The sequence below is a fragment of the Streptomyces sp. 5K101 genome, assembly GCF_046506645.1.
Lineage (GTDB): Bacteria > Actinomycetota > Actinomycetes > Streptomycetales > Streptomycetaceae > Streptomyces.
The window spans coordinates 147,268-170,757 of the sequence record NZ_JBKFFO010000003.1 but is presented as its reverse complement, the minus strand read 5'-3'; the positions used below and the strand labels follow the sequence as shown (position 1 = coordinate 170,757).

Sequence of the window (23,490 nt, the reverse complement as noted above, 5' to 3'; positions counted from 1 at the left end):
TCGACCGCCCTCGGGGGGCGTTCCCGCCCGGGGGCGTCACCCTCGCCGTCGCGGGCGCCGGTCGCCGGCGGGGCCGTTCCCGCAACACGGGCACGTCGACCGCCCCGGGGTGTTCCCGCCCCAGGGCGTCACCTTCGCCGTCGGCGTGCACCGGCCCTGGGGGCGTTCCCGCCGCGGGGCGTTCCGCAACACAGGCGCGTCGGCCGCACCCCACAGGCGCAGCGCTCGCGGCGGCGGCCGTCGGTTCCAGGGGGTTCCCCGCTCACCGCGGGCGTGCCCGCCCCGCGCCCGGGGGGCGGCGGGCTCGCGGCGGCGCGCCGTGCGGCGCACCATCGGGGGAGGCGCACGGACGCGGAAGGGGCACGCGGTGGGCAAGGGCGAGGCGAAGGAGCGACACGGGGACGAGCCGCGGCAGCCCGTCACTCTGAGCGAGCTGCTGCGGATCCCGCCGGGCGACCGTGTCGACCTGTCCCGCCACGACCCGTCCGCCACCCCGGGCGGGCCGTCCGACAAGGCGGCCGCCCAGGCGGCCACCGCCCTGTTGGGCCCGCGACTCGCCGATCTCCAGGAACGGCTGTACGCGGCGGCCACGGCCGGCGACCGACGCCGCGTGCTGCTGGTGCTCCAGGGCATGGACACCAGCGGCAAGGGCGGCACGCTCAAACACGTCGTGGGTCTGTTCAACCCGGTCGGCTGCCGCATCAAGGCGTTCAAGGCGCCCACCCCGGAAGAGCGCGGCCAGACCTTCCTGTGGCGTATCAGCCGGGCGCTGCCGCACCCCGGCGAGATCGGCATCTTCGACCGCTCGCACTACGAGGACGTGCTGATCGCCCGTGTGCGCGAGCTCGTCCCCCGCGAGCAGCTCACCCGCCGCTACGAGCAGATCAACCGCTTCGAGAACGAGCTCGCCGAGGACGGCGTCACCCTGGTCAAGGTCTTCCTGCACATCGGCTTCGACGAGCAGCGCCGCCGCCTGCTGAAGCGGATCGACAACCCCGACAAGCACTGGAAGTTCGATCCGGGCGACCTTGAGGAACGCGCTCTGTGGCCCGCCTACCAGGAGGCGTACGAGATCGCCCTGGAACGGTGCTCGACGCAGGCGGCGCCCTGGTGCGTCGTGCCGGCCGACCACAAGTGGTACCGCAACTGGGCGGTCAGCAAGCTGCTGCTGGAACACCTCGAAGCCATGGACCCGCGGTTCCCCCCGGGCGGTTTCGACGCGGCGCAGTGCCGCGAGTGGCTGCTGGCCGGGGCCTGACCCCGCCGCCTCGCGGACCGGTGGTCACTCGATGACGAGCTCGACCGGCAGGTTGCCGCGGGTCGCCTTGGAGTACGGGCAGTACGCGTGCGTCTTCTCCAGCAGCTCGCGGCCCGCTTCGCCCTGAAGGTGGTCGGGGAGCTCGACGCGCATGACCACGGAGAGGCCGAAGCCGCCGTCGGTGTCCTTGCCGATGGAGACCTCCGCGGTCACCGAGGCGTCCTTGACGTCGATCTTCTCCTGGCGGCCGATGGCGCCCATCGCGCTGGCGAAGCAGGCGGCGTAGCCCGGCGAACAGCTGCTCGGGGTTGGTGCCCTGTCCGTTGCCGCCGAGGGCCGCGGGGAACGCGAGCGGCAGGTCGATCTGGCCGTCCGAGCTGACGGCGCGGCCTTCGCGGCCGTTGGCGGTGGCGACAGCGGTGTAGAGCGCGTCCATGAGTCCATCCCTCTTCGTCCGGTGGTGCGGTGGCAGGTCCGCCGTGGAGCGGGCCGGGCACCAATAAAGCACACGATTAAGTTGTACACAACTCAATCGCGCACAGCCTGGTACGCTGGAGCCATGAACGGACGCGACGAACGCACGGAGAACACGACACTGCGCGATGTGGCTGACGAGGACTTCCTGCGCCTCGACCGCCAGATCTGCTTCTCGCTGCACGCGGCGGCGCGCGCGTTCAACGGCGTCTACCGCTCGGCCCTGAGGGACCTGGGCCTCACCTACCCGCAGTACCTGGTGATGCTGGTCCTCTGGGAGCACGGGGAACTGCCCGTCAAGCAGATCGGCGAGCATCTGCGCCTCGACTCGGGCACGCTGTCCCCGCTGCTCAAGCGCCTGGAGGCGACGGGGTACGTGGAGCGCCGGCGCGGCGTTGCGGACGAGCGCTCGGTGACGGCGCGGCCCACCGCCGAGGGCGAGGCGCTGCGTGACCGGGCGCGGGGCGTGCCGCGCAGGATCGCGGCGGCCACGGGTCTGTCGCTCGACCGGCTGCGGGCGCTACGCGCAGACCTGGACGAGCTGACCGCCACGCTGGACACGGCGGGGAGCGGCGCCGGGGGCGGGGACTGTGCGGCGGACGGGCCGGAGACGGACTGACACGGCGGAGCTCCGGGGGCCGGAAGGCCGCCCGGAGCTCCGCCGCCCCCCTGTATCGGGTGCGCTCCCCTGTGTCGGGTGGTGGTCAGCCCTGCCGACGCGCAAACCCGTCGTCGCCGCCGTCCTGCCCGTCGCCGACGCCGTTGACCGCGCCCGCGTCGTTCGCGCCTCCGGCGTCCTGCGCGCCTGCGGCGTCCTGCGCGCCTGCGGCGTCCTGCGCGCCGCTGCCGGCGCCGCTGCCGTTGCCCGCGCCCGCGCCGATCTGTGCGCCGACCGCGGCCAGCGCCGTCGTCACCGGCTGGAAGAACGTCTCGCCGCCCGAGGTGCAGTCTCCGCTGCCCCCCGATGTCAGGCCGACCGCGAGCCCTTCACGGGTGAACATCGCGCCGCCGCTGTCGCCCGGCTCCGCGCAGACGTCGGTCTGGATCAGCCCGGTGACGGTGCCCTCGGGGTAGTTCACGGTCGCGTTCAACCCCGTGACCTGGCCGTCGTCGAGGCCGGTGGTGCTTCCCATGCGGAACACCTGCTGGCCGACCGCCGCGTCGCCCACGCCCACGATGTCCAGCGTCTGGCCGTTCCCGAGGTCGACCGTGCTCGGCGCCTGCGTCGCCGGGTCGTCGTACGTGACCAGCGCGAAGTCGCCCTCGCCGGGGAACGTCGCGGCCTGGACCGTACCGATCGGGGCGCCGCCCTGGTTCTCGGACCACTGCGCGGTGGCCACACCGCAGTGCCCCGCCGTGAGGAAGCCCGGCGCACCGTTCTGGGCGGTCACGTTGAAGCCGAGGGAACAGCGCGCTCCACCACCGAAGATGGCGTCGCCGCCTTCCAGGAAGGTCCTGAACTCGCCCGCCGACTTCTCGATACGGGCCGTGCCGGAGCCCAGCGACCCGACGGCCGCCTCCAGCCTGTCCCAGCGTTCGCCGCGAACGGTGCGGTCGGCCGTGACCAGGATCTGGTTGGTCCTCGGGTCGACGGCCCAGGCGGTGCCGGGAATGGTGGCTTTCGCGGCCAGGGTGCCCGCCGCGGACCTCAGCTCGCCCATGCTGTTCTCGACGCTTCTGGCCACGGCACCGGTCTCGGTGACCCGGTCCGTCGCCTCGTCGTCGGCACCGACGACATTGACGACGAGCTGCTTCTTTCCCGCGTCGTAGTACGCGCCTGCGTACGCGTCGCCCAGTTCGGGGCCCAGCCGCGACAGCAGGTTCTGGGCGGAAGCGGCGCTCATCGCCCGGGGGGACGCGTCGGCGCCGGAATCCGACTGCGACGCGTTGGCCTGCGGCAGCAGGACGGCCGCCGCGGCGATGCCCACCGCCCCGGCTCCTGCAAGCACGGCCTTTCGCTTGGGTATTCGCCTGTGACTCAACTCGCTGCCTCCTGCGGGGGGTACGGAATCCGGTTGCCGGAGGGAACCGGGGGACGCGTCCGAACCCTTGATACGGAGGAGGCGGGCGTTGTGCTCATCGGCACCCGTCGTGAAGAACGCGTTGCGCACTGCCGACGAGGCGTCAGAAGGCGTTGGCCTGGGGCAGTTCGGTGCCGCAGCGGCTGCAGTACCGTGCGCCGATGTCCTCGGCGGAACGGTCGCAGCCGGGGCAGATCCGGTGGAGCAGGCAGGCGGCCTCCCCGCCCTCCGCGGCCGGGTGGGCGGGGGTGGTGGAGGCGGCCGGGGCGGCCGGCTTGATGGAGAGGCCGGGCCGCCGGCGATGCGCCGTCACGTAGACGAGCCCGTCCGGGCCGGCGGCCAGGGCGCGGGCGGTGCCGTGGGGCAGCCAGGCCACGCAGCCGGGTGCCAGCCAGTGGGTCTCGTCGCCGACGGTGAGTTCGCCGCTCCCCCCGAGCACGCACAGCAGGACGTCCAGGTCGGGCTCGACATGGCGCGGGACGCTGTCGCCGGGCACGACGCGGACGACGTTGGCGTCCAGCTGTCGGGCGGCCTGTTCCAGTCGCCACAGGGCGCCGCCCCGGCCTTCCGGCCCGGCGAGCAGGTCCTCCATGGTGGCGAGCACACCGGCCGTGGGGGGCAGGGTCATGCCATTCCTCCTGAACGCGAGATCCGCGCGGCGGACCGCGGATCGAACCGGAGGCATCATTGCAGGGTGCAACGGACAGGGCAGAACGCTCTGCCGCGCGAGGCAACCCGAACGCAGGAGCCCTCCCGACGGCTCACCGTGCTGATGATCGTATATTTTCCGCCAGTGACCACTTCTGCACGAAGATGTGCGGCAATCGCTGCCTTGGGTGCCGTACTTGTCGGATGCGGCGCCGATCCCGGCACCACGTCGGGAGCCGATCCCCGCGCCGCCGTGCTGGGGGCGTCTACCTCCCCCACCGCCTCCAAGCTGGACGCCGTATCGCCGCAGCCGGGCAACACCCGCGGACCGGGCGGGCGGCAGCTGCCGCAGGCGCCGACCCTCGCTCCCGGGCCGCACGGACTCACCCCCCTCTTCCGGCGTGCCGCGGCGCCGGCCGCCAGGACCGTCGCGCTCACCTTCGACGCGGACATGACCGCCGATCAGGGGCCGCGCGCCGCACAGGGCGAGCGCTTCGACAACCCCGGGCTCATCGCGGCGCTGCGCGCGCTGAAGATCCCCGCCACCGTCTTCATGACCGGCCGCTGGGCCGAGGAGTACCCCGCGCAGGCGAAGGCCATCGGCACGGACCCGCTCTTCGAGACCGCCAACCACTCCTACAGCCACCACGCCTTCACGGCGGACTGCTACGGGCTCCCGGTCGTCGCCGCGAACGACATGCGGGCGGACGTGGAACGCGCCTTCACGGCGTTCGAGAAGGCCGGCGTGCGCAATGCGGTGCCGTACTTCCGCTTCCCCGGCGGCTGCTACGACGACCACGCGCTGCGCGCGATCGCGCCCACCCAGGTCACAGCCGTGCAGTGGGACGTCGTCAGCGGCGACGCCTTCGCGACCGATGCGGACGCCGTCGTGGCGGAGGTCCTCAGGGGGGTGCGGCCGGGATCGGTCGTGGTCATGCACTGCACGCGCAGCGCGGCGCCGGTCACCGAGGAGGCGGTGCGCCGGATCGTCCCTGAGCTCCGCCGCCGCGGCTACCGGTTCGTGAAGGTCTCGGACCTGATGCGCCGCTCGTAGGGCGTCCGCCCGCCGCGGGTCAGCCGGAGCAAGCCCACTTCTCGGCCTCTCGCCACTCGCAGACGGGGCACAGCGGAGCGCCCTTGACGGACGCGGGGTACTCGGTCGGCTCGCGGCACAGCACGCACTCGGCGAACTCCTCGTCGGGCGCCGCGTCCGCGGCCGGTCCGGCGGCGTTGCCGGGGTCGGTCGGGGTATCGCAGTACGGCTCGTGCTCGTCCATACGTACGACTGTAGTCCGCGGCCGGGGACGCCGCGGTCCCTGTTCCGGGCGGACGCGGCCCCCGCGTCCGCCCCGCCCGCAAGCACCCAGCAGGCAGGTGATCGCGGCCGGCAGGGCGAGCACCGGCAGGTGGACCGTCCCGGTCCGCGAGCCGGTGACCAGGCCCCTCACCGCGTGCGGCGACCGCAGCGCCGACGAGGACGCTCACCGCGCACGCGAGCAGCCCGGCGGCCACGGCGGGCAGCAGGGACCGCGACCCCGTGGTCGGCGACGGCCACCCCGGCACAGGCCACGGCGGCGCCTGCTTGCGGCCTCAGCCCTGCGTCGCCTTGTGCGGAGTCGCCTCGCTGGGCCTGACGATCACGAAGCCCTCGCCCTCCAGCTTCAACTGGACCGCCTCGCCCGAACCGCCGCGGATCATGGAACCGATGGACTGCGAGCGGTGCAGCGAGGTGTTCAGGCGGGCGCTCCAGCCGACGACCGCGTCGGTGTCCACGTACACCGGTTGCTGGTGGCTGACGGGGATCACGATCGGGTTGCCCTCGCAGATGACGCCGAGCTTCCCGTAGCCGGTGAAGACGCTGTTGAAGATGCCGCCGCCCGTCATGCCGGCGCCCTTCACCGTCTTTATCTCGTAGGACAGGGTCGCGTCGAAGCACAGCACGTTGCGGCCGTTGATGGTCAGCGCGTCGCCCTGCTCGATGTCCACGATGAAGCAGTTGGCCGCCTCGTGCGCGAACCACGCCTCGCCCTGGCCGCGCACCGCCATCAACGGCAGACCCTCGCCCGTGACGGCGCGCTTGAGCATGCCGCCGATGCCCTGGCCCTTGCGCTCGAACTGGAGATTGCCGCGGAAGGCGATCATCGAGCCCTGGCGCGCGTACATCTCCCCGTTGACGGCGTACTTGACCGACTTGGCGTTCTGCAGGGTCATCCCCGGCACCGTCGCCTGCTGCGCCATGTTGTCGCTGTTGAACAGATCGCTCTTCATGGCAGGCATCGTCGCCCGGAGCCACCCGTTCCGCCAACTGCCCCCCGAATGCCCCGGCGCGGCGGCTGGCACACTGATCGGGTGAGCAGCGAGAACACCGGCACCGAGGCCACCCGGCCCGCGGACAGTCCCTTCCGGCACGAGAACCGCCTGCGCGACGCGGCGCCGCAGTTCGTCCTGCCGCTGGTCGTACGGATCGAGAAGGCCGAACCGCCCGCCCGCACCGACGCCCTGGAGACCGCGGCCCGGGCCGTCCTGGAGATCCTCGGCGACGAGCGGTCCGTGGGCGAGGGCGAGTGGGCCCGGGCGATGCGGGACTGGCAGGACGCGCGTATCCGCAAGGTCGTGCGCCGGGCGCGCGGCGCGGAGTGGCGCCGCGCCTGCACGCTGCCGGGCATCACGGTGACCGGCGAGCGGGCGGAGGTACGGGTCTTCCCGCCCGTCCCGCTCGACGGCTGGCCGAAGGAACTCGCCAAGCTGCAGGTGTCCGGCACCGATCTCGACGATTCCGCGCCGCCCGCCGCCCCCGACCTCGACGGTCCGGTGCTGTGGCTGAGCCCGGACGTGGAGATGTCGGCGGGCAAGGCGATGGCCCAGGCGGGCCACGGTGCCCAACTCGCCTGGTGGGAGCTCTCCGAGACGGACCGCAAGGCGTGGCGGACGGCCGGGTACCGCCTGTCGGTGCGCACCGCCGATCCGGCACACTGGCGGACGCTCACTGCCGCCGGACTGCCCGTGGTGCGCGACGCGGGGTTCACGGAGATCGCTCCGGGCTCGTGCACGGTGATCGCCGATCATCCGTCGCTGCGGGGCTGAACAACCCGGCCCCCGGATGCGTATTCACCGGTACCGCCAAGTAGGTTGACCGGCTAAGTTCGACCGGCGGAACGGCCGGGTGACTGACCGGCCAGTCAGTTGGGGGGCGGTTTCGCCTGCCGTGTCACGCATCGGCTCTGGAGGCACATTGTTGCGGCGCATCAACGGGACAGCACTCATCATCGCGGCTCTCGTCGTCACGGTCGGCGCGCTGGCGTTTCCCGTCTGGTCCTACGCCGACCGCTCGGGTACGGGGCAGGCGAACCTCAACGCCTCGACCGTCGCGACACAGTGGGGCCCGCTCTCGGCCGCCGACCGCGACCTGCTGGTGAAGGTGCGGCTGGCCGGCCTGTGGGAACTGCCCGCGGGCCAGCAGGCCATCGAACGGGCGCCGAGCCAGGCGATCAAGGAGGCGGGCGACCACCTCATCGTCGGCCACACCGACCTGGACCGGCGGGCGCGGGACGTGGCGGCGAAGCTGGGTGTCGAACTGCCCAACCAGCCCACGGAGCAGCAGCAGGGCTGGCTGCAGGAACTGTCGGCGGCGAGCGGGCAGGAGTACGAGCGCAAGTTCGCCAACCTGCTGCGCAACGCGCACGGCAAGGTCTTCGCGGCCATAGCGGAGGTCCGGCACACGACCCGCAACACGCTGATACGCCAGCTCGCGAGCGACGCCAACCAGACGGTGCTCGACCACATCACCATGCTGGAGGCGACCGGGATGGTCGATTTCGACGCGATCGCGAACGAGGCGGCGGGCCAGGCGACCGCGAGCCCGAGCGGTCCGCCGGCCCCGGACGGGAACCTGCCGCCGGCGCCGGCGCCCGCCGAGCCGACCGGCGACGTGACCGTCACGTCTCAGCCGTCGCCCGGGGCGCCGGGCACGGTGAACACGAACCGTCCCGAGGTGCCGCCGGCCGGGTGAGGACCCGGCGGAACCTCAGATGTAGCTCTGAACGTCCCCCTCTGCGGATTCACCGGTGCCTGACGGGGCCATGACCTCTGCACATCAGCTCGGGAAGAGGCTTGTCGGGCAGAGGAGGGGGACTTCATGGAACTCGGCATCGGAATCGGCTGGCGGCAGGAGATCGCGGAGACGGTGGAGCGCCTGCCCGGCGTGGACTGGGTCGAGGTCGTCGCGGAGAACGTCTGCCCCGGGCACCTGCCGGCGTCGCTGACCCGGCTGCGGGAGCGCGGCACGCGCATCGTCCCGCACGGCGTCTCGCTCGGCCTCGGGGGCGCCGACCGGCCGTCGGCGGCCCGCCTCGCCGACCTGGCGGAGCGGGCCGAGGCGCTGGGCGCGCCGCTGGTGACCGAGCACATCGCGTTCGTACGGGCCGGGGGCGCGCTCACCGCGTCCCCGGTGCTGGAGGCGGGCCACCTGCTGCCGGTGCCGCGCACGTGGGACGCGCTGTCCGTGCTGTGCGAGAACGTGCGCATCGCCCAGGACTCCCTGCCGGTGCCGCTCGCGCTGGAGAACATCGCGGCGCTGGTCGCGTGGCCGGACGAGGAGCTCACGGAGGGCCAGTTCCTGGCGGAGCTGGTCGAGCGGACGGGCGTCCGGCTCCTGATCGACGTCGCGAACCTGCACACGAACCATGTGAACCGGGGCGAGGACCCGTCGGCGGCGCTGGACGCGCTACCGGTGGAGGCGATCGCGTACGTCCATGTGGCGGGCGGCGTCGAACGGGACGGCGTCTGGCACGACACCCACGCGCACCCCGTGACGCAGCCGGTCCTCGACGTGCTCGCGGACCTCCGCGCGAGGGTGTGCCCGCCGGGGGTCCTGCTGGAACGGGACGACGACTTCCCTCCGCCGGAGGCCCTGTCGTCCGAACTGTCCCGGATCCGCGAGACGCTCCGCGCGACCCCCGGACCGGCCGCGCCGGGACGGGCCGCCGCGCTCGGGCGGGCCGGTGCAGGTGGCGTGCCCGAGCAGACCATGCCCGATGGTGGCGTGCCCGAGCAGGCCAGGCCCGCACCCGTCGCGCCCGTACGTGCCACCCCGGCCATGCGGGCCGCGACCGACGGTGCCGTGCGGGAGCGGGTGGGGATCGCGCAGGCCGCGTTGGTGGCCGCGCTCGTCGCGGGGGCCCCCGTTCCCGAGGGGTTCGACCCGCGCCGGCTGCGCGTACAGAGCAGGGCCCTCGCGGCCAAGCGCGCCGACGTCGTCGGCAAGGTCGCGCCCGAGCTGCCCCGGCTCCTCGGCGACGCCTACCGCCCCGCGTTCCTCTCCTACGCCAGGAACCGTCCCCTGCAGGCCGGTTACCGGCGGGACGCGCTCGACTTCGTCGGGCACCTCCTCGCGACGGGCCGCCCCGAGGACGCCGCCGTCCGGCGGCGGCTCACGCTCTGGTGGCAGGAGCGCGCCGCGCCCGAGCCCCCGCGGCGGACCGTACGGTTCGTTCGCGCCGCGCGCACCGCCCTCGCCGGGATCGGAAGGTGAGCCCCGTGGTCCCTCTCACCCTCGCCCTCTACCTCGCCGTCGGACTCTCCTCCACGCTGCTCGTCGTCAAGGTCTCCGCCGCCCTCCGCGGAGCCTCGCACTGCGACGCACGCATCCACGCCCCGTACGAGGCCGCGTTCCTCGCCGGCGGCCCGGCCCGTGTCGCCGATGCGGCGCTCGCCGCGCTGCACACGGACGGCCGGGTCGTCATCGGCGGCCCGGGCGTGGTCACGGCAGTGCGCCAGGTCGCCCACGACCCCGTGGAACGCCAGGTGTTCAGCTCACTGGCCGCCGCTCCCGGCGGCGCGCTCCCCGTCCTGCGGCAGGACGTCATGCGCAGCCCGGCCGTGCAGGAGATCGGCCACGCCCTTGCCGCGCGGGGGCTCATGACGCCTCCCCGGCAGCACCGCGGCCACTCGGCCTGGGGCGTGACCCAGGGCGTCCTCTGCCTCATCGGACTGCCCCTGTCGTTCTTCGCGACCGTCGTGCAGTTCATGGGCTCCGGTCACAAGCCGGTCGGCCTGCCGTTCTTCCTGACGGCGCTGCCCGCCCTGGTGACGGGCATGGTGATCGGCTTCAACCAGGCCAACCGTGCGGGCCGTCGCGTCTCCCCCGAGGGCCGCCGGGCCCTGCGCGCCTACAGCGCCGCGCACGCCCACGCCGCTCCGGGCGTCGTCGCGTTCGTCGCCCTCCGCGGGGTGCGGGCGCTCCCGGATTCACAGCTGCGGGCCCAGTTGACCGGTGCGGCCCGGCTCGGCAGCGGCTCGCGCTCCACCGTGTCGCACACCGCGTACGCGGACGGCGGGCCCGACTCCGCCGCCTGTTCCGAGCCCCTGTGGTGCGCGAGTCCGGGCTCCGGCTCGGGCTGCGGGGCCGGCAGCGGCGGATCCGGCGGCGGTTCGAGCTGCGGCGGATCGTCCGGTTCCGGCTGTGGGAGTTCCTCCGGCTCCAGCTGCGGCAGTTCCTCCGGTTCGAGCTGCGGATCGTCCAGCAGCTCCTGACACGCGTCACCGGCGCACGTCCACATGGCGAACAGCCGGTGGCGCAAGCCCCACTCCTCGCGTAGAACTCGCCCATGCTCTGGCTCATCCTCGTCTTCCTGGCCTGGGCCGTCGCGACGGTCAGCTGTCTGCGGCTGTGCCTGGCCGCGGCCGACGCACCCCGCCACCTGGACGAGGAAGCCGAGGAGGCCTGGCGCGACGAGGTGCGCACCGCGTACGAGCTCACGCTCCCCGAGGCCGCGTTCCTGGCCGGCGGTCCGGAGCGCGTCACCGACCTGACGCTCGTGTCGATGCACCACGGCCGCCGGCTCCTGCTGGCGCACACGGGCTGGGCGACGGTCGTGGACCCCGACGGCGAGAACGACCTGGAGCGTTCGGTCATCGGCGCGATCGGTCCATCGGGCCAGGCCCGCACGGCGGCGGTACGGACGGCCGTGTCCGCTGCCGATGCCGTACGCTCCCTCGCCGACCGGCTCGTCCGCGCCGGGCTCGCCGTCCCCGACACGGCCAGGAATCCCGTCGTCTCCGCGATCCGCGCCGTCCGCGCGGCGAGCGTCCTGACCGTGGTGCTCGCCGCCGGGGCCGTGCTGACGCTCTCTCAGGGGCAACGGCCGGGCCCGGTCGTGGCGTGGTTCGCGCTGCCGCTCGTCATGACACTGGGCTGTCTGGCCCTGGCCCGGTTCGAGGTGTACACCTACCTCGGCTGGGCCTCCCCCGCCGGTAACCGGCTGCTCGACGCCCTCGCCGAACGGGCCGCCGAGCACGCCGCATCCGGCGCCGGTGAACGGGCTCAGCTCACCAGGGTCGCCGTCCACGGGGTCCGCGCACTCGACGACGCGCAACTGCGGGCGGCGTTCGAGAACGGCCGGACAGCCGACCGGATCCGCTGATTCCGGCCACCGCTGCCGACACGCGACGCACATCGGTGCTTTGCACAGTCAACTGCTCAAGAATTCGTCCCGCGGCTGTCGGGCCGCCCCCTACGTGCACGAAGGGAACGCGATGAGAGCAGTTGCGAAGTTCGGGGCCGTGGCGGGCCTCGGTTCCTTGGTCCTCACGACGCTCGCCGTCCCTCCGGCCGGCGCCGTCCACCCGACCGACGGCGCCGTTGTCGCGTCCGCCGAGGCCCAGGGGACCGCGGTGGCCGCCGAGCGTGCCGCGGCCGCCGGCATCGCCTTCGGCGCCTGCCCGGAGGAGGAGGCCCTGGCCGAACCGGTCACGTGCGGCACGGTCGAGGTCCCGCTGGACTACGCGAAGCCCTCGGGCCGTCAGATCACGCTGACCGTCAGCCGCGTGCGGGCGAGCGGCCGGCCGGCCGAGCGGCAGGGCGCGCTCGTCTACAACCCCGGCGGCCCCGGCGCGTCCAGCATGTACTTCCCCATGGCCGCCGAGCTGCCCGAGTGGAAGAAGATCGCGGGGGCGTACGACATCGTGGGCTACGCGCCCCGGGGCGTGGACCGCTCCGCGCCGTTGTCCTGCCAGGACCCGGCCGACTTCGTGAAGGCACCGACGGCCGCCCCGACACACCCCTCCCCCGCGTACAAGCAGGAGCGGATCGCGCAGGCGAAGGCGTACGCGCGGGGGTGTGCGCGCAAGGCCGGTGCGGCGCTGCGCCATTACACGTCGCTCAACAACGCGCGCGACCTCGAAGTGCTGCGCGCGGCGCTCGGCGAGAAGAAGCTCACGTTCATGGGCGCGTCGTACGGCACGTACTTCGGCGCGCTGTACGCCACCCTGTTCCCCGGCCATGTGCGCCGCATGGTGTTCGACTCGGCGGTCAACCCGGACCCGGGAAGGATCTGGTACCGCAACAACCTCGCTCAGTCGGCGGCGTTCGAGAGCCGCTGGGCCGACTTCCGTGCGTGGGTGGCCAAGCACGACGCCACGTACAAACTGGGCGCCACCCCACAGGAGGTCGCCGGCAGCTACGAACGGGTGCGCACCGCGCTGGCGGAGAAGCCCGCGGGCGGGAAGGTCGGTCCGGGCCAGCTCCACGCGGCACTGCTGAGCGTGGGCTACCACGACGACTACTGGCCGCTGCGCGCGAAGGCGCTGTCGGCGTACCTGAACGGCGACCCCAAGCCGCTGATCGCCCAGGCCGCCCCGCGGCCGGGCACCGAGAAGGCGGCGGAGAACGCCAACGCCGTCTACACGGCGGTGGAGTGCAACGACGCGCCCTGGCCCGAGGACTGGGAGACCTGGGACCGCGACAACACGCTGCTCGCCCGGATCGCGCCGTTCGAGACGTGGGACAACGCGTGGATGAACCTGCCGTGCGCGTTCTGGCCGGCGCCCCGGCAGCAGCCGGTGGACGTGGGCACGAAGCGGGGCGCGCTGCCCACGACACTGATCCTGGCGGCGGAGCGGGACGCGGCGACGCCCTACGAGGGCGCGCTGGAGCTGCACCGGCGGCTGCGCGGCTCGGTGCTGATCACGGAGGATGACGCGGGCACGCACGGCATCGGCGGCGGGAGCAACCGGTGCGTCAACACGCACCTGGAGGACTACCTGCTGCACGGGAAGACGCCGGTGCGGCGCGCATCGTGCGCGCCGCACCCGGAGCCGGACCCGGTGTCGCTGGACCGGCAAGCGGAGCAGCGGAGGCTGCGGCACGCCGTCTGATCTTCCGGGTCGTGGTGCCGCCGGGTCCGTGGCCGACCAGGGCAGGGGCCGTTGACGGTCCCGCCGGTGGCCGGTTTCCACGGGCTCGGCCGGGGCGACCGGGCCGTGGGCCCGGTCGCGGACGGCTGGGTTTCCGCGTGGGACGCGGCGAAACCTCGCCGTCGGGATCGTGCGGGACTACGCGAGCCCCGCCACCAGGTCCGCCACGCTCTTGCGGCGGCCCGTGAAGAAGGGGACCTCCTCGCGCACGTGCATGCGGGCCTCGGACGCGCGCAGGTGGCGCATCAGGTCGACGATCCGGTACAGCTCGTCCGCCTCGAAGGCGAGGATCCACTCGTAGTCGCCGAGCGAGAACGACGCGACCGTGTTGGCGCGCACGTCCGGGTAGCCGCGGGCCATCTTGCCGTGGTCGGCGAGCATCCGGCGGCGGTCCTCGTCGGGGAGCAGGTACCAGTCGTAGGAGCGCACGAAGGGGTACACCGAGACGTAGTTGCGGGGCGTCTCGTCGGCCAGGAAGGCCGGGATGTGCGACTTGTTGAACTCGGCGGGGCGGTGCAGCGCCATGTTCGACCAGACCGGCTCGAGTGCGCGGCCCAGACGCGTGCGCCGGAAGCGGTTGTACGCGTCCTGGAGCTCGTCCGCGGTCTCCGCGTGCCACCAGATCATCACGTCGGCGTCGGCGCGCAGCCCGGAGACGTCGTAGGTGCCGCGCACGGTGACGTCCTTGGCGGCGAGCTGGTCGAACAGCTCCTGGACCTCGTCGGCGAAGCCGGTCCGGTCCTCGGGCAGCACGTCGCGCAGCTTGAAGACGGACCACAGCGTGTACCGGATGACCTCGTTGAGGTCCTTGGCCTTCTTGCCTGCGTTCGGGATCTTTTCGGGCGCACTCATACGGCTATTGTCCCGCGTCCGGTTCGGTGCCCCGCGCCAGGGTCGGCGTGGCGAGAATCTCGTCCGCCGCGCGCTGTCCGCTGCCGATGCAGGCGGGGATGCCGACGCCGTCGTAGACCGCTCCGCAGACCCGCAGGCCGGGCAGCTTGGCGACCTCGTCGCGGATGCGGGCGACACGGGCGAGGTGCCCGACGGGGTACTGGGGCAGACCGCCGGTCCAGCGGGTGACCTCCGAGGCCACCGGCGCGGCCGTGAGACCGATCGCCTCGGCGAGGTCGGTCAGGGACACGTCGACCAGCTCGGAGTCCTCGCGCTCCAGTGCCTGCTCCTCCCCGTAACGGCCGACGGAGGTGCGCAGGACGAACAGGTCTCCCCCGCCCTCGGCCACCCAGCTCCACTTGTTGGAGGAGAAGGTGGACGCCTTGATCGCCCGGCCGTCCACGGGCGGGACGAGGAAGCCGCTGCCGGGTGGTGGCGAGCCGAGGTCGGCGCGCCGGAAGGCGAGGGTGACCAGGGCCATGGAGGCGTACTCGACGCGGCCGAGTTCCGCCGCCGCGGCCGGGGATTCGGCGGCCAGCAGCGCGGACGCGGACCAGGCGGGGGTGGCGAGGACGACGGCGTCGGCGGTCAGCGGCTCGCGGTCGGTGCGGATGTGCCAGCCGGTGCCGGTGCGGGTCAGCCCGAGCACGGCGGTGGAGGTGCGGATGTCGCCGCCGCCCTCGCGTACGGACGCGGCGACGGCCGCGGGCAGCGTGCCCATGCCGCCGTCGAGTCCCATGAAGACGGGCCCGGCGCCCTGCTGCGCCGCTCCCCTGGCCTGGACCTCGCGTACGCCGTCGAGCAGCGTGGCGTGGCGGTGCAGGGCGTCGAAGAGGCCGGGGACCGCGGCGCGCATCGAGATGCGGTAGGCGTCGCCCGCGTACACCCCGCCGAGCAGCGGTTCGACGAGCCGGTCGACGACCTCGCGGCCGATGCGCTCGGCGACGTACGCGCCGACGGCGACGTCGTCACCGACCTCGACGGGCGGCAGGTCCCTCTCGCGTCCGATGCGGTCGATCCCCTCGGGGGAGATCAGTCCGGCGAGGGCCTCCTGCGTGCCGGGCACGCCCATGACATGGCCCTTGGGCATGGGACGCAGCGCGCCGCGGGTCCACACGGCGGAGGTCGCGACAGCGGGCGGCTGGAGCCGGTCCCCGAGGCCGACCGCGCGCGCCAGGTCGGTGCCCTCGCTGCGGCGCGCGAGCATCGATTCGGCGCCGAGGTCCACCGGGACGCCCGCGATCTCGCCGCCCTGGAGCTTGCCGCCGAGGCGGTCGGTGGTTTCGACGAGGGTGACGCGCACGCCGGCGGCGACCAGGCGGTGGGCGGCGGCCAGACCGGCGATACCGCCCCCGATGACGACGACATGACGCGCCGCTGTGTCCACGTTCATGAGGCAACTCTCTCAAACGCCCGCACGACTCCCGTAACGAGTCCGGACCGTGACCGGTTCGGGACCCGATCCGGGCAACCCGCCACCAGGGGTGAGCCGTCGAACCGGCAACCGCTCACCATTCCAACCCTGGGGGGTCTCATGGATGCACGACGAACGCTCGCGGTCCTGTTGCTCGCCGCGTCGCTCGGCCTCGTCGGCTGCGGCGCGAACGACTCGACGTCCGGCGACGCCAAGCCGGCCGCGCTGGACGCCGGCAAGGGGGCCGCCGGATCCGGCTACACGGCGGACGAGTCCGCCGAGCGGCCCGCCGAGGGGGCGGCGAGGGACGAGGCGTCGAAGCCCTCGGCGCCGCCGGCCGCGACGCACATCATCCGCACCGCCGAACTCGGCGTGGAGGTGAAGGACGCGGGAAAGGCGCTCGCGAACGCGCGCGCGGTGGCGGAGCGGGCGGGCGGCCGGGTCGAGAACGAGACCACCGAGCGCGTCGACGACACCCATGTGACCTCGCATGTCGTCCTGCGCGTCCCACAGGAGCAGTACGGTCCGGTCCTCACGGAACTCGCGGGTGCCGGGAAGCTGCTCTCCCGCAAGGCCGACGCGAAGGACGTCACCGACCAGGTGGTGGACGTGGAGAGCCGTATCGCGACGCAGCGGGCCAGTGTGGCCAGGGTCCGGGAGCTGATGGAGCGGGCGACGGAACTGTCCGACGTGGTCACCCTGGAGGGGCAGCTGAGCAGCCGTCAGGCGGAGCTGGAGTCGCTGCTGGCGCGGCAGGCCTCGCTGAAGGACCGGACGACGCTGGCGACGATCACGCTGACGCTGACCGAGGCCGAGACGCCGGAGGTGAAGGAGGACGACCCCGGTTTCCTGGACGCGCTCGGCGGGGGCTGGGACGCGCTGGTGGCGACGCTCAGGTGGATCGCGGTGGCGATCGGCGCAGTGGCGCCGTTCGCCGCGCTGCTGGGCCTGCTGTACGCGGTGTGGCGGTGGCTGGTGCGGCCCCGGCTGCGGGTGCGGACGCGCCCTTCGGTGACCGCGGCGGAGGTGACATCTCCTTCCGGGGCACAGGACTGAACGGACCCTGCGCCGTAGCGTGTTCCTCATGACAACGGAGCGACTGGTGGTCGTGGGGGGCGATGCGGCGGGCATGTCCGCCGCATCGCAGGCACGCAGGATGAAGGGCCCGGACGAGCTGGAGATCGTCGCGTTCGAGCGCGGCCACTTCAGCTCGTTCTCGGCGTGCGGCATCCCGTACTGGGTGAGCGGCGACGTGGCCGAGCGGGACGAACTGATCGCCCGCTCGCCGCAGGAGCACCGCGCCCGTGACATCGATCTGCGCATGCGCACCGAGGTGACGGAGATCGACCCGGCGGGCGGCCGGGTGCGCGCCCGCGGCCTGGAGACGGGCGAGGAGGCGTGGACGGGCTACGACAAGCTGGTCGTTGCGACCGGCGCCCGCCCGGTCCGGCCCCCGCTGCCCGGCATCGACGCGGCCGGCGTGCACGGGGTGCAGACGCTCGACGACGGGCAGGCGCTGCTGGACACGCTCGACCGCACCGATGGCCGGCGCGCGGTGGTCGTGGGCGCCGGGTACATCGGTGTGGAGATGGCGGAGGCGCTGCTCAAGCACGGCTACGAGGTGACCGTGGTGACGCGCGGCCGGCAGCCCATGGCGACGCTGGACTCCGACATGGGTGCCCTGGTGCACCGGGCGATGGACGGGCTGGGCATCACCACGGTGACGGATTCGGCCGTCACCAAGATCCTCGCGGGTGAGGACGGCCGGGTCCGTGCGGTGGCGACCGACGACGCCGAGTACCCGGCGGACGTGGTGGTCCTGGGCATAGGAGTCGAGCCGGAGACGGCCCTCGCCCGTGCCGCGGGCCTCCCGCTGGGCCGGTACGGCGGTCTGCTCACGGACCTGTCGATGCGGGTGCGCGGTCACGAGAACATCTGGGCGGGCGGGGACTGCGTCGAGGTGCTGGACCTGGTCTCGGGCCGCGAGCGCCATGTCCCCCTGGGCACCCATGCCAACAAGCACGGCCAGGTCATCGGCGCGAACGCGGGCGGCGGCTACGGCACCTTCCCCGGCGTGGTGGGCACTGCCGTGAGCAAGGTCTGCGAGCTGGAGATCGCCCGCACGGGGCTGCGGGAGAAGGACGCGCAGGAGGTGGGCCTGCAGTACGTGACCTCGACGATCGAGTCGACGAGCCGCGCGGGCTACTACCCGGGAGCGGCGCCGATGACGGTCAAGATGCTCGCGGAACGCCGCACCGGCCGGCTGCTCGGCGTACAGATCGTGGGCCGCGAGGGCGCGGCGAAGCGCGTGGACATCGCGGCGGTGGCGCTGACCGCGGGGATGACGGTGGAGCAGATGACGGCGCTGGACCTGGGGTACGCACCGCCGTTCTCGCCGGTGTGGGACCCGGTCCTGGTGGCCGCGCGCAAGGCGACGGCGGCGGTGCGGGCGCAGGGATAGAGAGGACGGTGCTCGCCGCGGGGCCGGCCGGCCCCGCGGCGAGCACCGTGTCCGGGCACGGTCAGCGCGCGGTGGTCTCGTGGACGTCGGCCACCAGACGCGTCAGCACGTCGGGGTCGGTCGTCGGAAGCACCCCGTGCCCGAGGTTGAACACGTGCCCCTCCAGACCCGCGGCCGCCTCCAGGACCTCACGGGTCTTCGTGCGCACCGCCTCGGGAGAGGAGAACAGCACGGCCGGGTCCAGGTTGCCCTGCAGCGCCTTGCCCGGACCCACCCGGCGGGCGGCCTCGTCGAGGGGGACGCGCCAGTCGACGCCGACCACGTCCGCGCCCGCCTCGCCCATCAGCCCCAGCAGCTCCCCGGTGCCCACACCGAAGTGGATGCGCGGGACGCCGTACGACGCCACGGACGCGAAGACCTTCGCCGACGCCGACATGACCGAGCGCCGGTAGTCCGCGGGGGCCAGCGCGCCCACCCAGGAGTCGAAGAGCTGCACGGCGGACGCCCCGGCCTCGATCTGGACCTTCAGGAAGGCGGAGGTGATGTCCGCGAGCCGGTCCAGCAGGTCGACCCACAGCTGCGGGTCGCCGTACATCAGGGCCTTGGTGTGCTCGTGGTTGCGGGAGGGCCCGCCCTCCACCAGATAGCTGGCGAGGGTGAACGGCGCGCCCGCGAAGCCGATCAGCGGGGTCGCGCCGAGCTCCTCGGTGAGCATGCCGATCGCCTCGGTGACGTACGCGACGTCGTCGGGCGTCAGGTCGCGCAGCCGGGCCAGATCGGCGCGCGTGCGGATCGGCTCGGCGACGACCGGGCCGACGCCGGGCTTGATGTCCAGGTCGACACCGATGGCCTTCAGCGGCACCACGATGTCGCTGAAGAAGATCGCCGCGTCGACCTTGTGCCGCCGCACCGGCTGCAGCGTGATCTCGGTGACGAGGTCGGGCCGCATGCACGACTCGAGCATCGGGATGCCCTCGCGCACCTTCAGGTACTCGGGAAGCGAGCGCCCGGCCTGCCGCATGAACCAGACCGGCGTGTGCGGCACGGGTTCGCGCCTGCACGCCTTCAGGAACGCGGAGTCGTACGTCTTCGTCTGCCGGCCCGTGGATGGGGTGTCCCCGGCCCGGGCTGAGCCTCGAGACAGGGGAAGGTCGTTGGCGCTCACGCCCAGAATCTTCGCACGTGAGGAAGAAGTGGCCGCCCCGGGCCGGGTGTCTCTCCCTGCGCGACGGCCTCGTTCCGCCTACTCTTCCCCGCATGGCTGCGGCTCAGGGACATTTTTCCGATCATTCCAACGGCGTCGAAGCGTCGGAAGGCACGGACCAGGGCGGGGTGCCGCGTGCGTTCCGCCAAGCGGTCGAGGCCCTGCGGTCCGCCCGGCTGCGGGCGGAGATCGAGATCGACCCGACCCGGCCGCCGCAGAAGCTCGCCCCGCACGCCTACGCCCTGGAAGCCGCGGTCGTCGACGGCGAGGACGATCTCGCGGACGGCCGGCTGGTCCTGCTCCACGAGCCCGCGGGCCACGAGGCATGGCACGGCACGTTCCGCCTTGTCACGCTGGTGCGGGCGGAGCTGGAGCCGGAGATGGCCGCCGACCCGCTGCTGCCGGAGGTCTGCTGGTCCTGGCTGACGGGTGCGCTGGAGGCCCGCGGGCTGGCGTACGGGGAACCGAGCGGCACCGTCACCCGCGCGGGTTCTCACTATTTCGGTGGACTCGCCGACCGCCGTCCCGCGACCCAGATCGAAATCCGTGCGTCGTGGACTCCGCGGGAGGGCGCGGGGGGCGTCCCGGACACCGCCGCACACCTCGTGGCCTGGTGCGATCTCCTGTGCCAGGTCGCCGGACTGCCCCCGTCGCCGTCCGGAGCGGCGGACGGCACGACGGGTGTGGTGAGCCTTCCGCAGCGGCGCGGACCGCAGCAGCCCTGAGCAGCGCGGCGACTCGGCCCCGGGACACTGACACGGGCCATGCCACCCCTGTCCTGCCCGGTACAGGGGCGGACGAAGTAGCCCCTGCCCGCTAGTAGGATGATCGATCGCCTGTCCGAATTGCCCCGATAAATGCTCACCAAATCGTGATCATTCTCTAAAGGCGGGCGGGTTTGATGCCGAAGAGGTCAATGACCTAACTGCACGGTTCGCCCCGGCTTCATCCCCGAGCCGGCTCCGTCCCGCACCTTTCCAGGAGGCCTGGTGTCCGTTCTTCTCGAGCAGCCCGCAAGCCTGGTCGCCTACCGCCCCAACAAGCCGACGGCCATGGTCGTCGTGGCCGACCCGCGCGTTCGTTCCACCGTCACCCGCCACCTGTGGGCACTCGGGGTCCGTGACGTGATCGAGGCGTCGTCCATCGCGGAGGCCCGTCCCCGCGTCGGCAACCCCCGCGACATCTGCGTTGCCGACGTCCACCTGCCCGACGGTTCCGGGCTGACCCTCCTGTCCGAGACGCGCGCCGCGGGCTGGCCGAACGGCCTCGCGCTGTCCGCCGCCGACGACATCGGCGCCGTGCGCAACGCCCTCGCCGGAGGCGTCAAGGGCTACGTCGTCACCGGTACGCGTACCAATATCGGACACCCCGCCCGGCCCGGCGCCGCCCCCATCGGCTCCGCGGCCGGCCGTATGCACCGCCGCCCCCCGGGTGCCCCGAGCCACCCGGGCGGCTACCGCGAGCTGTCCGGCCGCGAGGTCGAGGTGTTGCGTCTGGTGGCGGAGGGCCAGTCGAACAAGGCGATCGGCGTCTCGATGGGGCTGTCCGCACTGACCGTCAAGAGCCACCTTGCCCGTATCGCGCGCAAGCTGGGCACGGGTGACAGGGCCGGCATGGTGGCGGTGGCCCTGCGGACCGGCATCATCCACTGAACGACTTGACACCTCTTCCGCGCCCGTCGACGGAACGTTCCGTCGGCGGGCGCGTTCCGTTCACAGATACCCTTGACACGTGACCGACGCCCAAGAGACCGCAGCGCAGACATCACTGCGAACCACCGGGGGCGCTCCTCCGGACGACGGCGTACCCGCCGACGGGCTGCCGATCCCCCTGCTGGAGCCCCGTGACGGCATCCCGCCCGTGGTCGCCGACGAGGACGCGCTCGCCGAGGTGATCGCGGCCTTCGCCGCCGGCACCGGCCCCGTGGCTGTCGACGCGGAACGGGCCTCCGGCTACCGCTACGGCCAGCGGGCCTACCTCGTGCAACTGCGCCGCGAAGGCGCGGGCACCGCGCTCGTCGACCCGGTGGGCTGTCCCGATCTGTCCGGGCTGGGCGAGGCCCTCGCCGACGCCGAATGGATCCTGCACGCCGCCGCCCAGGACCTGCCCTGCCTGCGCGAAATAGGCATGGTGCCGACGCGGCTGTTCGACACCGAGCTGGCCGGCCGTCTCGCGGGCTTCCCGCGCGTCGGGCTCGGCGCCATGGTGGAGGGCGTCCTCGGCTTCGCGTTGGAGAAGGGCCACTCGGCGGTCGACTGGTCCACCCGCCCGCTGCCCGAGCCGTGGCTGCGCTACGCGGCGCTCGACGTGGAGCTGCTGGTCGACCTGCGCGACGCGCTGGAGAAGGAGCTGGAGCGCCAGGGGAAGCTGGAGTGGGCGCTCCAGGAGTTCGCCGCGATCGCCTCGGCCCCGCCGGCGCCCCCGCGGAAGGACCCGTGGCGGCGGACGTCGGGCATGCACAAGGTGCGCCGACGCCGTCAGATGGCGGTCGTACGGGAGCTGTGGACGGCCCGCGACAAGGTCGCGCAGAGGCGTGACGTGTCGCCCGGCAAGGTGCTCGGCGACGCGGCGATCGTGGAGGCGGCCCTCGCACTGCCGGCGAACGTGCACGCCCTGACGGCGCTGCCCGGTTTCGGGCACCGGATGGGCCGGCGTCAGCTGGAGCAGTGGCAGGCGGCCGTCGACCGGGCCAAGGCCCTGGCCGACTCCGAGCTTCCGCAGCCGGGCCAGCAGGTGACGGGCCCGCCGCCGCCGCGCGCCTGGGCCGACAAGGACCCCGCGGCGGCGGCCCGCCTGTCGGCCGCGCGCGCGGCGGTATCGGCGCTGGCCGAGGAACTGAACGTGCCCCAGGAGAACCTGATCTCCCCGGACACGGTCCGCAGGGCCTGCTGGGAACCGCCGTCGCCGGTCACTCCGGAGTCGGTGGCGGAGATGCTGCGCTCGCTGGGCGCGAGGCAGTGGCAGATCGACCTGGTGTCCCCTCTCCTGTCGACCGCGCTCCTGACGCCCCCGGCGTAACGCCGGGCCGGGTCAAGCGCCGGAGGGCGCGCCGCGCGCGCCGGTCGGCCGGCCCCGGCCGCGCCATCCAGGTCTTGCTGAAGACCGCACCGGCGCGGAGCGGCCGCGCGCCGCGCCGAGCGGCGCGCGTGGCGGGCGCGCGTGGCGGGCGCGCGTGGCGGGCGCGCGTGGCGCTGGAACCGGTCGGCCCGCCCGGGCCGCGCCGTCCCGGTCCGGCTGAAGACCGCACCGACGCCGGTCGGCCCGCCCAAGTGCGCCGTCCCGGTCCGGCTGATGGCCGGGTCGGCCGCCGACGGAGGCGCCGCTGGCTCTGGCCGGCTGCGCCGGTTCGGGACCGGCCGCCGACGCGGCCAAGGGCGGCGGCAAGCCCCGGCGCGCCGCACCGAACGGCGCACGCCGCTGGAACCGGTCGGCCCGCCCCGGCCGCGCCGTCCGGCCCGGCTGATGACCGCACCGGCGCGGAGCGGCCCACACCCCCGTGCCGGGCGGGCTGCACGGCCCGCCCGGTGCCGCAACACCACCGCGTTCGGCAGCCGCTCTCCCAGTCGGCTCCGCGGGAGTGCGCCGACGGTACGCCATGCCGTGCACCGGTGGTCGACATCCCGTTCGTCCGGTGCGGGCCGCCCGCTCGGTGCCTGGGCAGGGGCGCGTGGCTGTGCGCGCGGCAGTGGCAGGCCGCCCGGCGCAGCCGGCCAGGGCCAGCGCGCCGAGGGCGGCGGGCGCATCCGGCGGCCAGGAACGAGCGCTCGACGCGCGGCGACGCCGCCCCGTCCCGTCCACGCGGCCCGCGCATACGCACCCTGACGTGTGACCTTCACCGCCCCGCCGCCGGGGGACTGGGCAGCCTGGTTACCCGCAAGTAGCATGGGGGAAGCAAGCGCACGCTCAGGCGTGTGCGCCGCAGCAGTG

At 73.5% G+C, this 23,490-nt stretch carries 21 protein-coding genes and 1 pseudogene; 14 read left to right on the top strand and 8 right to left on the bottom strand.

Going from position 1 to position 23,490, the window contains the following annotated elements; genetic code table 11:
* Positions 1-367: 367 nt before the first annotated feature.
* Positions 368-1,258 carry a PPK2 family polyphosphate kinase gene (locus tag ACLB9X_RS06540; RefSeq protein WP_410359280.1) on the top strand — a complete coding sequence of 297 codons (891 nt, stop codon included), beginning with the start codon at positions 368-370 and terminating at the stop codon, positions 1,256-1,258.
* Between the two features lie 24 nt (positions 1,259-1,282).
* On the opposite strand, the pseudogene ACLB9X_RS06535 reads toward ACLB9X_RS06540, so the two are convergent.
* Positions 1,283-1,694, bottom strand: a pseudogene (locus ACLB9X_RS06535) (organic hydroperoxide resistance protein).
* A 123-nt stretch (positions 1,695-1,817) separates the two neighbouring features.
* Between ACLB9X_RS06535 and ACLB9X_RS06530 the strand changes: the two are divergent.
* Positions 1,818-2,351, top strand: coding sequence for a MarR family winged helix-turn-helix transcriptional regulator (locus ACLB9X_RS06530; protein WP_410359279.1), 534 nt, complete (start codon positions 1,818-1,820; stop codon positions 2,349-2,351).
* Positions 2,352-2,436: 85 nt separating this feature from the next.
* Here ACLB9X_RS06530 and ACLB9X_RS06525 read toward each other — a convergent pair whose 3' ends face one another.
* Positions 2,437-3,714, bottom strand: a complete 1,278-nt coding sequence (locus tag ACLB9X_RS06525) for a S1 family peptidase (protein ID WP_410359278.1) — start codon at positions 3,712-3,714, stop codon at positions 2,437-2,439.
* Between the two features lie 142 nt (positions 3,715-3,856).
* The gene (locus ACLB9X_RS06520) at positions 3,857-4,381 is read right to left on the bottom strand and encodes a cupin domain-containing protein (protein ID WP_410359277.1); all 525 of its coding nucleotides are present in this window, start codon (positions 4,379-4,381) and stop codon (positions 3,857-3,859) included.
* 144 nt (positions 4,382-4,525) lie between these two features.
* On the opposite strand from ACLB9X_RS06520, the gene ACLB9X_RS06515 reads away from it, so the two are divergent.
* The gene (locus ACLB9X_RS06515; RefSeq protein WP_410359587.1) at positions 4,526-5,455 is read left to right on the top strand and encodes a polysaccharide deacetylase family protein; all 930 of its coding nucleotides are present in this window, start codon (positions 4,526-4,528) and stop codon (positions 5,453-5,455) included.
* 19 nt (positions 5,456-5,474) lie between these two features.
* Here the strand turns inward: ACLB9X_RS06515 and ACLB9X_RS06510 are convergent, their stop codons facing one another.
* A complete protein-coding gene (locus tag ACLB9X_RS06510; protein ID WP_410359276.1) occupies positions 5,475-5,678 on the bottom strand; it encodes a hypothetical protein in 204 nt (67 codons plus the stop codon).
* Between the two features lie 313 nt (positions 5,679-5,991).
* Positions 5,992-6,669 (bottom strand): AIM24 family protein, encoded by a 678-nt coding sequence (locus ACLB9X_RS06505; RefSeq protein ID WP_410359275.1) that lies wholly within the window; start codon positions 6,667-6,669, stop codon positions 5,992-5,994.
* A 48-nt stretch (positions 6,670-6,717) separates the two neighbouring features.
* Between ACLB9X_RS06505 and ACLB9X_RS06500 the strand changes: the two genes are divergently transcribed.
* The 6 genes from ACLB9X_RS06500 to ACLB9X_RS06475 all read left to right on the top strand — a co-directional run bounded on the left by ACLB9X_RS06500 (position 6,718) and on the right by ACLB9X_RS06475 (position 13,554).
* Positions 6,718-7,485 (top strand): aminoacyl-tRNA hydrolase, encoded by a 768-nt coding sequence (locus tag ACLB9X_RS06500; RefSeq protein WP_410359274.1) that lies wholly within the window; start codon positions 6,718-6,720, stop codon positions 7,483-7,485.
* 151 nt (positions 7,486-7,636) lie between these two features.
* Positions 7,637-8,410 carry a DUF4142 domain-containing protein gene (locus ACLB9X_RS06495; protein ID WP_410359273.1) on the top strand — a complete coding sequence of 258 codons (774 nt, stop codon included), beginning with the start codon at positions 7,637-7,639 and terminating at the stop codon, positions 8,408-8,410.
* A 126-nt stretch (positions 8,411-8,536) separates the two neighbouring features.
* Complete coding sequence (locus tag ACLB9X_RS06490; protein ID WP_410359272.1) at positions 8,537-9,931, top strand: DUF692 domain-containing protein; 1,395 nt, start codon at positions 8,537-8,539, stop codon at positions 9,929-9,931.
* A gap of 5 nt (positions 9,932-9,936) precedes the next feature.
* Positions 9,937-10,932 (top strand): TIGR04222 domain-containing membrane protein, encoded by a 996-nt coding sequence (locus ACLB9X_RS06485; RefSeq protein WP_410359271.1) that lies wholly within the window; start codon positions 9,937-9,939, stop codon positions 10,930-10,932.
* Between the two features lie 74 nt (positions 10,933-11,006).
* Positions 11,007-11,822, top strand: coding sequence for a TIGR04222 domain-containing membrane protein (locus ACLB9X_RS06480; RefSeq protein ID WP_410359270.1), 816 nt, complete (start codon positions 11,007-11,009; stop codon positions 11,820-11,822).
* 112 nt (positions 11,823-11,934) lie between these two features.
* On the top strand, positions 11,935-13,554 hold the full coding sequence (locus ACLB9X_RS06475; protein ID WP_410359269.1) for an alpha/beta hydrolase: 1,620 nt from the start codon (positions 11,935-11,937) through the stop codon (positions 13,552-13,554).
* Between the two features lie 177 nt (positions 13,555-13,731).
* Here ACLB9X_RS06475 and hemQ read toward each other — a convergent pair whose 3' ends face one another.
* Both hemQ and hemG read right to left on the bottom strand, forming a co-directional pair.
* Entirely contained in the window at positions 13,732-14,445 is a 714-nt protein-coding gene (hemQ, locus tag ACLB9X_RS06470) for a hydrogen peroxide-dependent heme synthase (RefSeq protein ID WP_410359268.1), read from the bottom strand.
* Positions 14,446-14,449: 4 nt separating this feature from the next.
* The gene (hemG, locus tag ACLB9X_RS06465; RefSeq protein WP_410359267.1) at positions 14,450-15,877 is read right to left on the bottom strand and encodes a protoporphyrinogen oxidase; all 1,428 of its coding nucleotides are present in this window, start codon (positions 15,875-15,877) and stop codon (positions 14,450-14,452) included.
* A gap of 141 nt (positions 15,878-16,018) precedes the next feature.
* Here hemG and ACLB9X_RS06460 point away from each other — a divergent pair, with 141 nt between their 5' ends.
* A complete protein-coding gene (locus tag ACLB9X_RS06460; protein ID WP_410359266.1) occupies positions 16,019-16,954 on the top strand; it encodes a DUF4349 domain-containing protein in 936 nt (311 codons plus the stop codon).
* Between the two features lie 28 nt (positions 16,955-16,982).
* Positions 16,983-18,359: an FAD-dependent oxidoreductase gene (locus tag ACLB9X_RS06455; protein WP_410359265.1), complete on the top strand. Its 1,377-nt coding sequence runs from the start codon at positions 16,983-16,985 to the stop codon at positions 18,357-18,359.
* A 61-nt stretch (positions 18,360-18,420) separates the two neighbouring features.
* Here the strand turns inward: ACLB9X_RS06455 and hemE are convergent, their stop codons facing one another.
* The gene (hemE, locus tag ACLB9X_RS06450) at positions 18,421-19,503 is read right to left on the bottom strand and encodes a uroporphyrinogen decarboxylase (RefSeq protein ID WP_410359586.1); all 1,083 of its coding nucleotides are present in this window, start codon (positions 19,501-19,503) and stop codon (positions 18,421-18,423) included.
* 113 nt (positions 19,504-19,616) lie between these two features.
* Between hemE and ACLB9X_RS06445 the strand changes: the two genes are divergently transcribed.
* The 3 genes from ACLB9X_RS06445 to ACLB9X_RS06435 all read left to right on the top strand — a co-directional run bounded on the left by ACLB9X_RS06445 (position 19,617) and on the right by ACLB9X_RS06435 (position 22,581).
* On the top strand, positions 19,617-20,288 hold the full coding sequence (locus ACLB9X_RS06445) for a DUF3000 domain-containing protein (RefSeq protein WP_410359264.1): 672 nt from the start codon (positions 19,617-19,619) through the stop codon (positions 20,286-20,288).
* Positions 20,289-20,552: 264 nt separating this feature from the next.
* The gene (locus ACLB9X_RS06440; RefSeq protein WP_177151815.1) at positions 20,553-21,215 is read left to right on the top strand and encodes a response regulator transcription factor; all 663 of its coding nucleotides are present in this window, start codon (positions 20,553-20,555) and stop codon (positions 21,213-21,215) included.
* A 79-nt stretch (positions 21,216-21,294) separates the two neighbouring features.
* Positions 21,295-22,581 (top strand): HRDC domain-containing protein, encoded by a 1,287-nt coding sequence (locus tag ACLB9X_RS06435; RefSeq protein WP_410359263.1) that lies wholly within the window; start codon positions 21,295-21,297, stop codon positions 22,579-22,581.
* Positions 22,582-23,490: the final 909 nt, after the last annotated feature.

What these genes read in the sequence shown, in the direction of transcription:
- ACLB9X_RS06530 (WP_410359279.1), top strand. Translation starts at nt 1,818, where the DNA reads ATGAACGGACGCGACGAACGCACGGAGAACACGACACTGCGCGATGTG.
- ACLB9X_RS06520 (WP_410359277.1), bottom strand. Translation starts at nt 4,381, where the DNA reads ATGACCCTGCCCCCCACGGCCGGTGTGCTCGCCACCATGGAGGACCTG.
- ACLB9X_RS06515 (WP_410359587.1), top strand. Translation starts at nt 4,526, where the DNA reads ATGATCGTATATTTTCCGCCAGTGACCACTTCTGCACGAAGATGTGCG.
- ACLB9X_RS06510 (WP_410359276.1), bottom strand. Translation starts at nt 5,678, where the DNA reads ATGGACGAGCACGAGCCGTACTGCGATACCCCGACCGACCCCGGCAAC.
- ACLB9X_RS06505 (WP_410359275.1), bottom strand. Translation starts at nt 6,669, where the DNA reads ATGAAGAGCGATCTGTTCAACAGCGACAACATGGCGCAGCAGGCGACG.
- ACLB9X_RS06500 (WP_410359274.1), top strand. Translation starts at nt 6,718, where the DNA reads ATGCCCCGGCGCGGCGGCTGGCACACTGATCGGGTGAGCAGCGAGAAC.
- ACLB9X_RS06490 (WP_410359272.1), top strand. Translation starts at nt 8,537, where the DNA reads ATGGAACTCGGCATCGGAATCGGCTGGCGGCAGGAGATCGCGGAGACG.
- ACLB9X_RS06480 (WP_410359270.1), top strand. Translation starts at nt 11,007, where the DNA reads ATGCTCTGGCTCATCCTCGTCTTCCTGGCCTGGGCCGTCGCGACGGTC.
- ACLB9X_RS06475 (WP_410359269.1), top strand. Translation starts at nt 11,935, where the DNA reads ATGAGAGCAGTTGCGAAGTTCGGGGCCGTGGCGGGCCTCGGTTCCTTG.
- hemQ (WP_410359268.1), bottom strand. Translation starts at nt 14,445, where the DNA reads ATGAGTGCGCCCGAAAAGATCCCGAACGCAGGCAAGAAGGCCAAGGAC.
- hemG (WP_410359267.1), bottom strand. Translation starts at nt 15,877, where the DNA reads ATGAACGTGGACACAGCGGCGCGTCATGTCGTCGTCATCGGGGGCGGT.
- ACLB9X_RS06460 (WP_410359266.1), top strand. Translation starts at nt 16,019, where the DNA reads ATGGATGCACGACGAACGCTCGCGGTCCTGTTGCTCGCCGCGTCGCTC.
- ACLB9X_RS06455 (WP_410359265.1), top strand. Translation starts at nt 16,983, where the DNA reads ATGACAACGGAGCGACTGGTGGTCGTGGGGGGCGATGCGGCGGGCATG.
- ACLB9X_RS06445 (WP_410359264.1), top strand. Translation starts at nt 19,617, where the DNA reads ATGGCTGCGGCTCAGGGACATTTTTCCGATCATTCCAACGGCGTCGAA.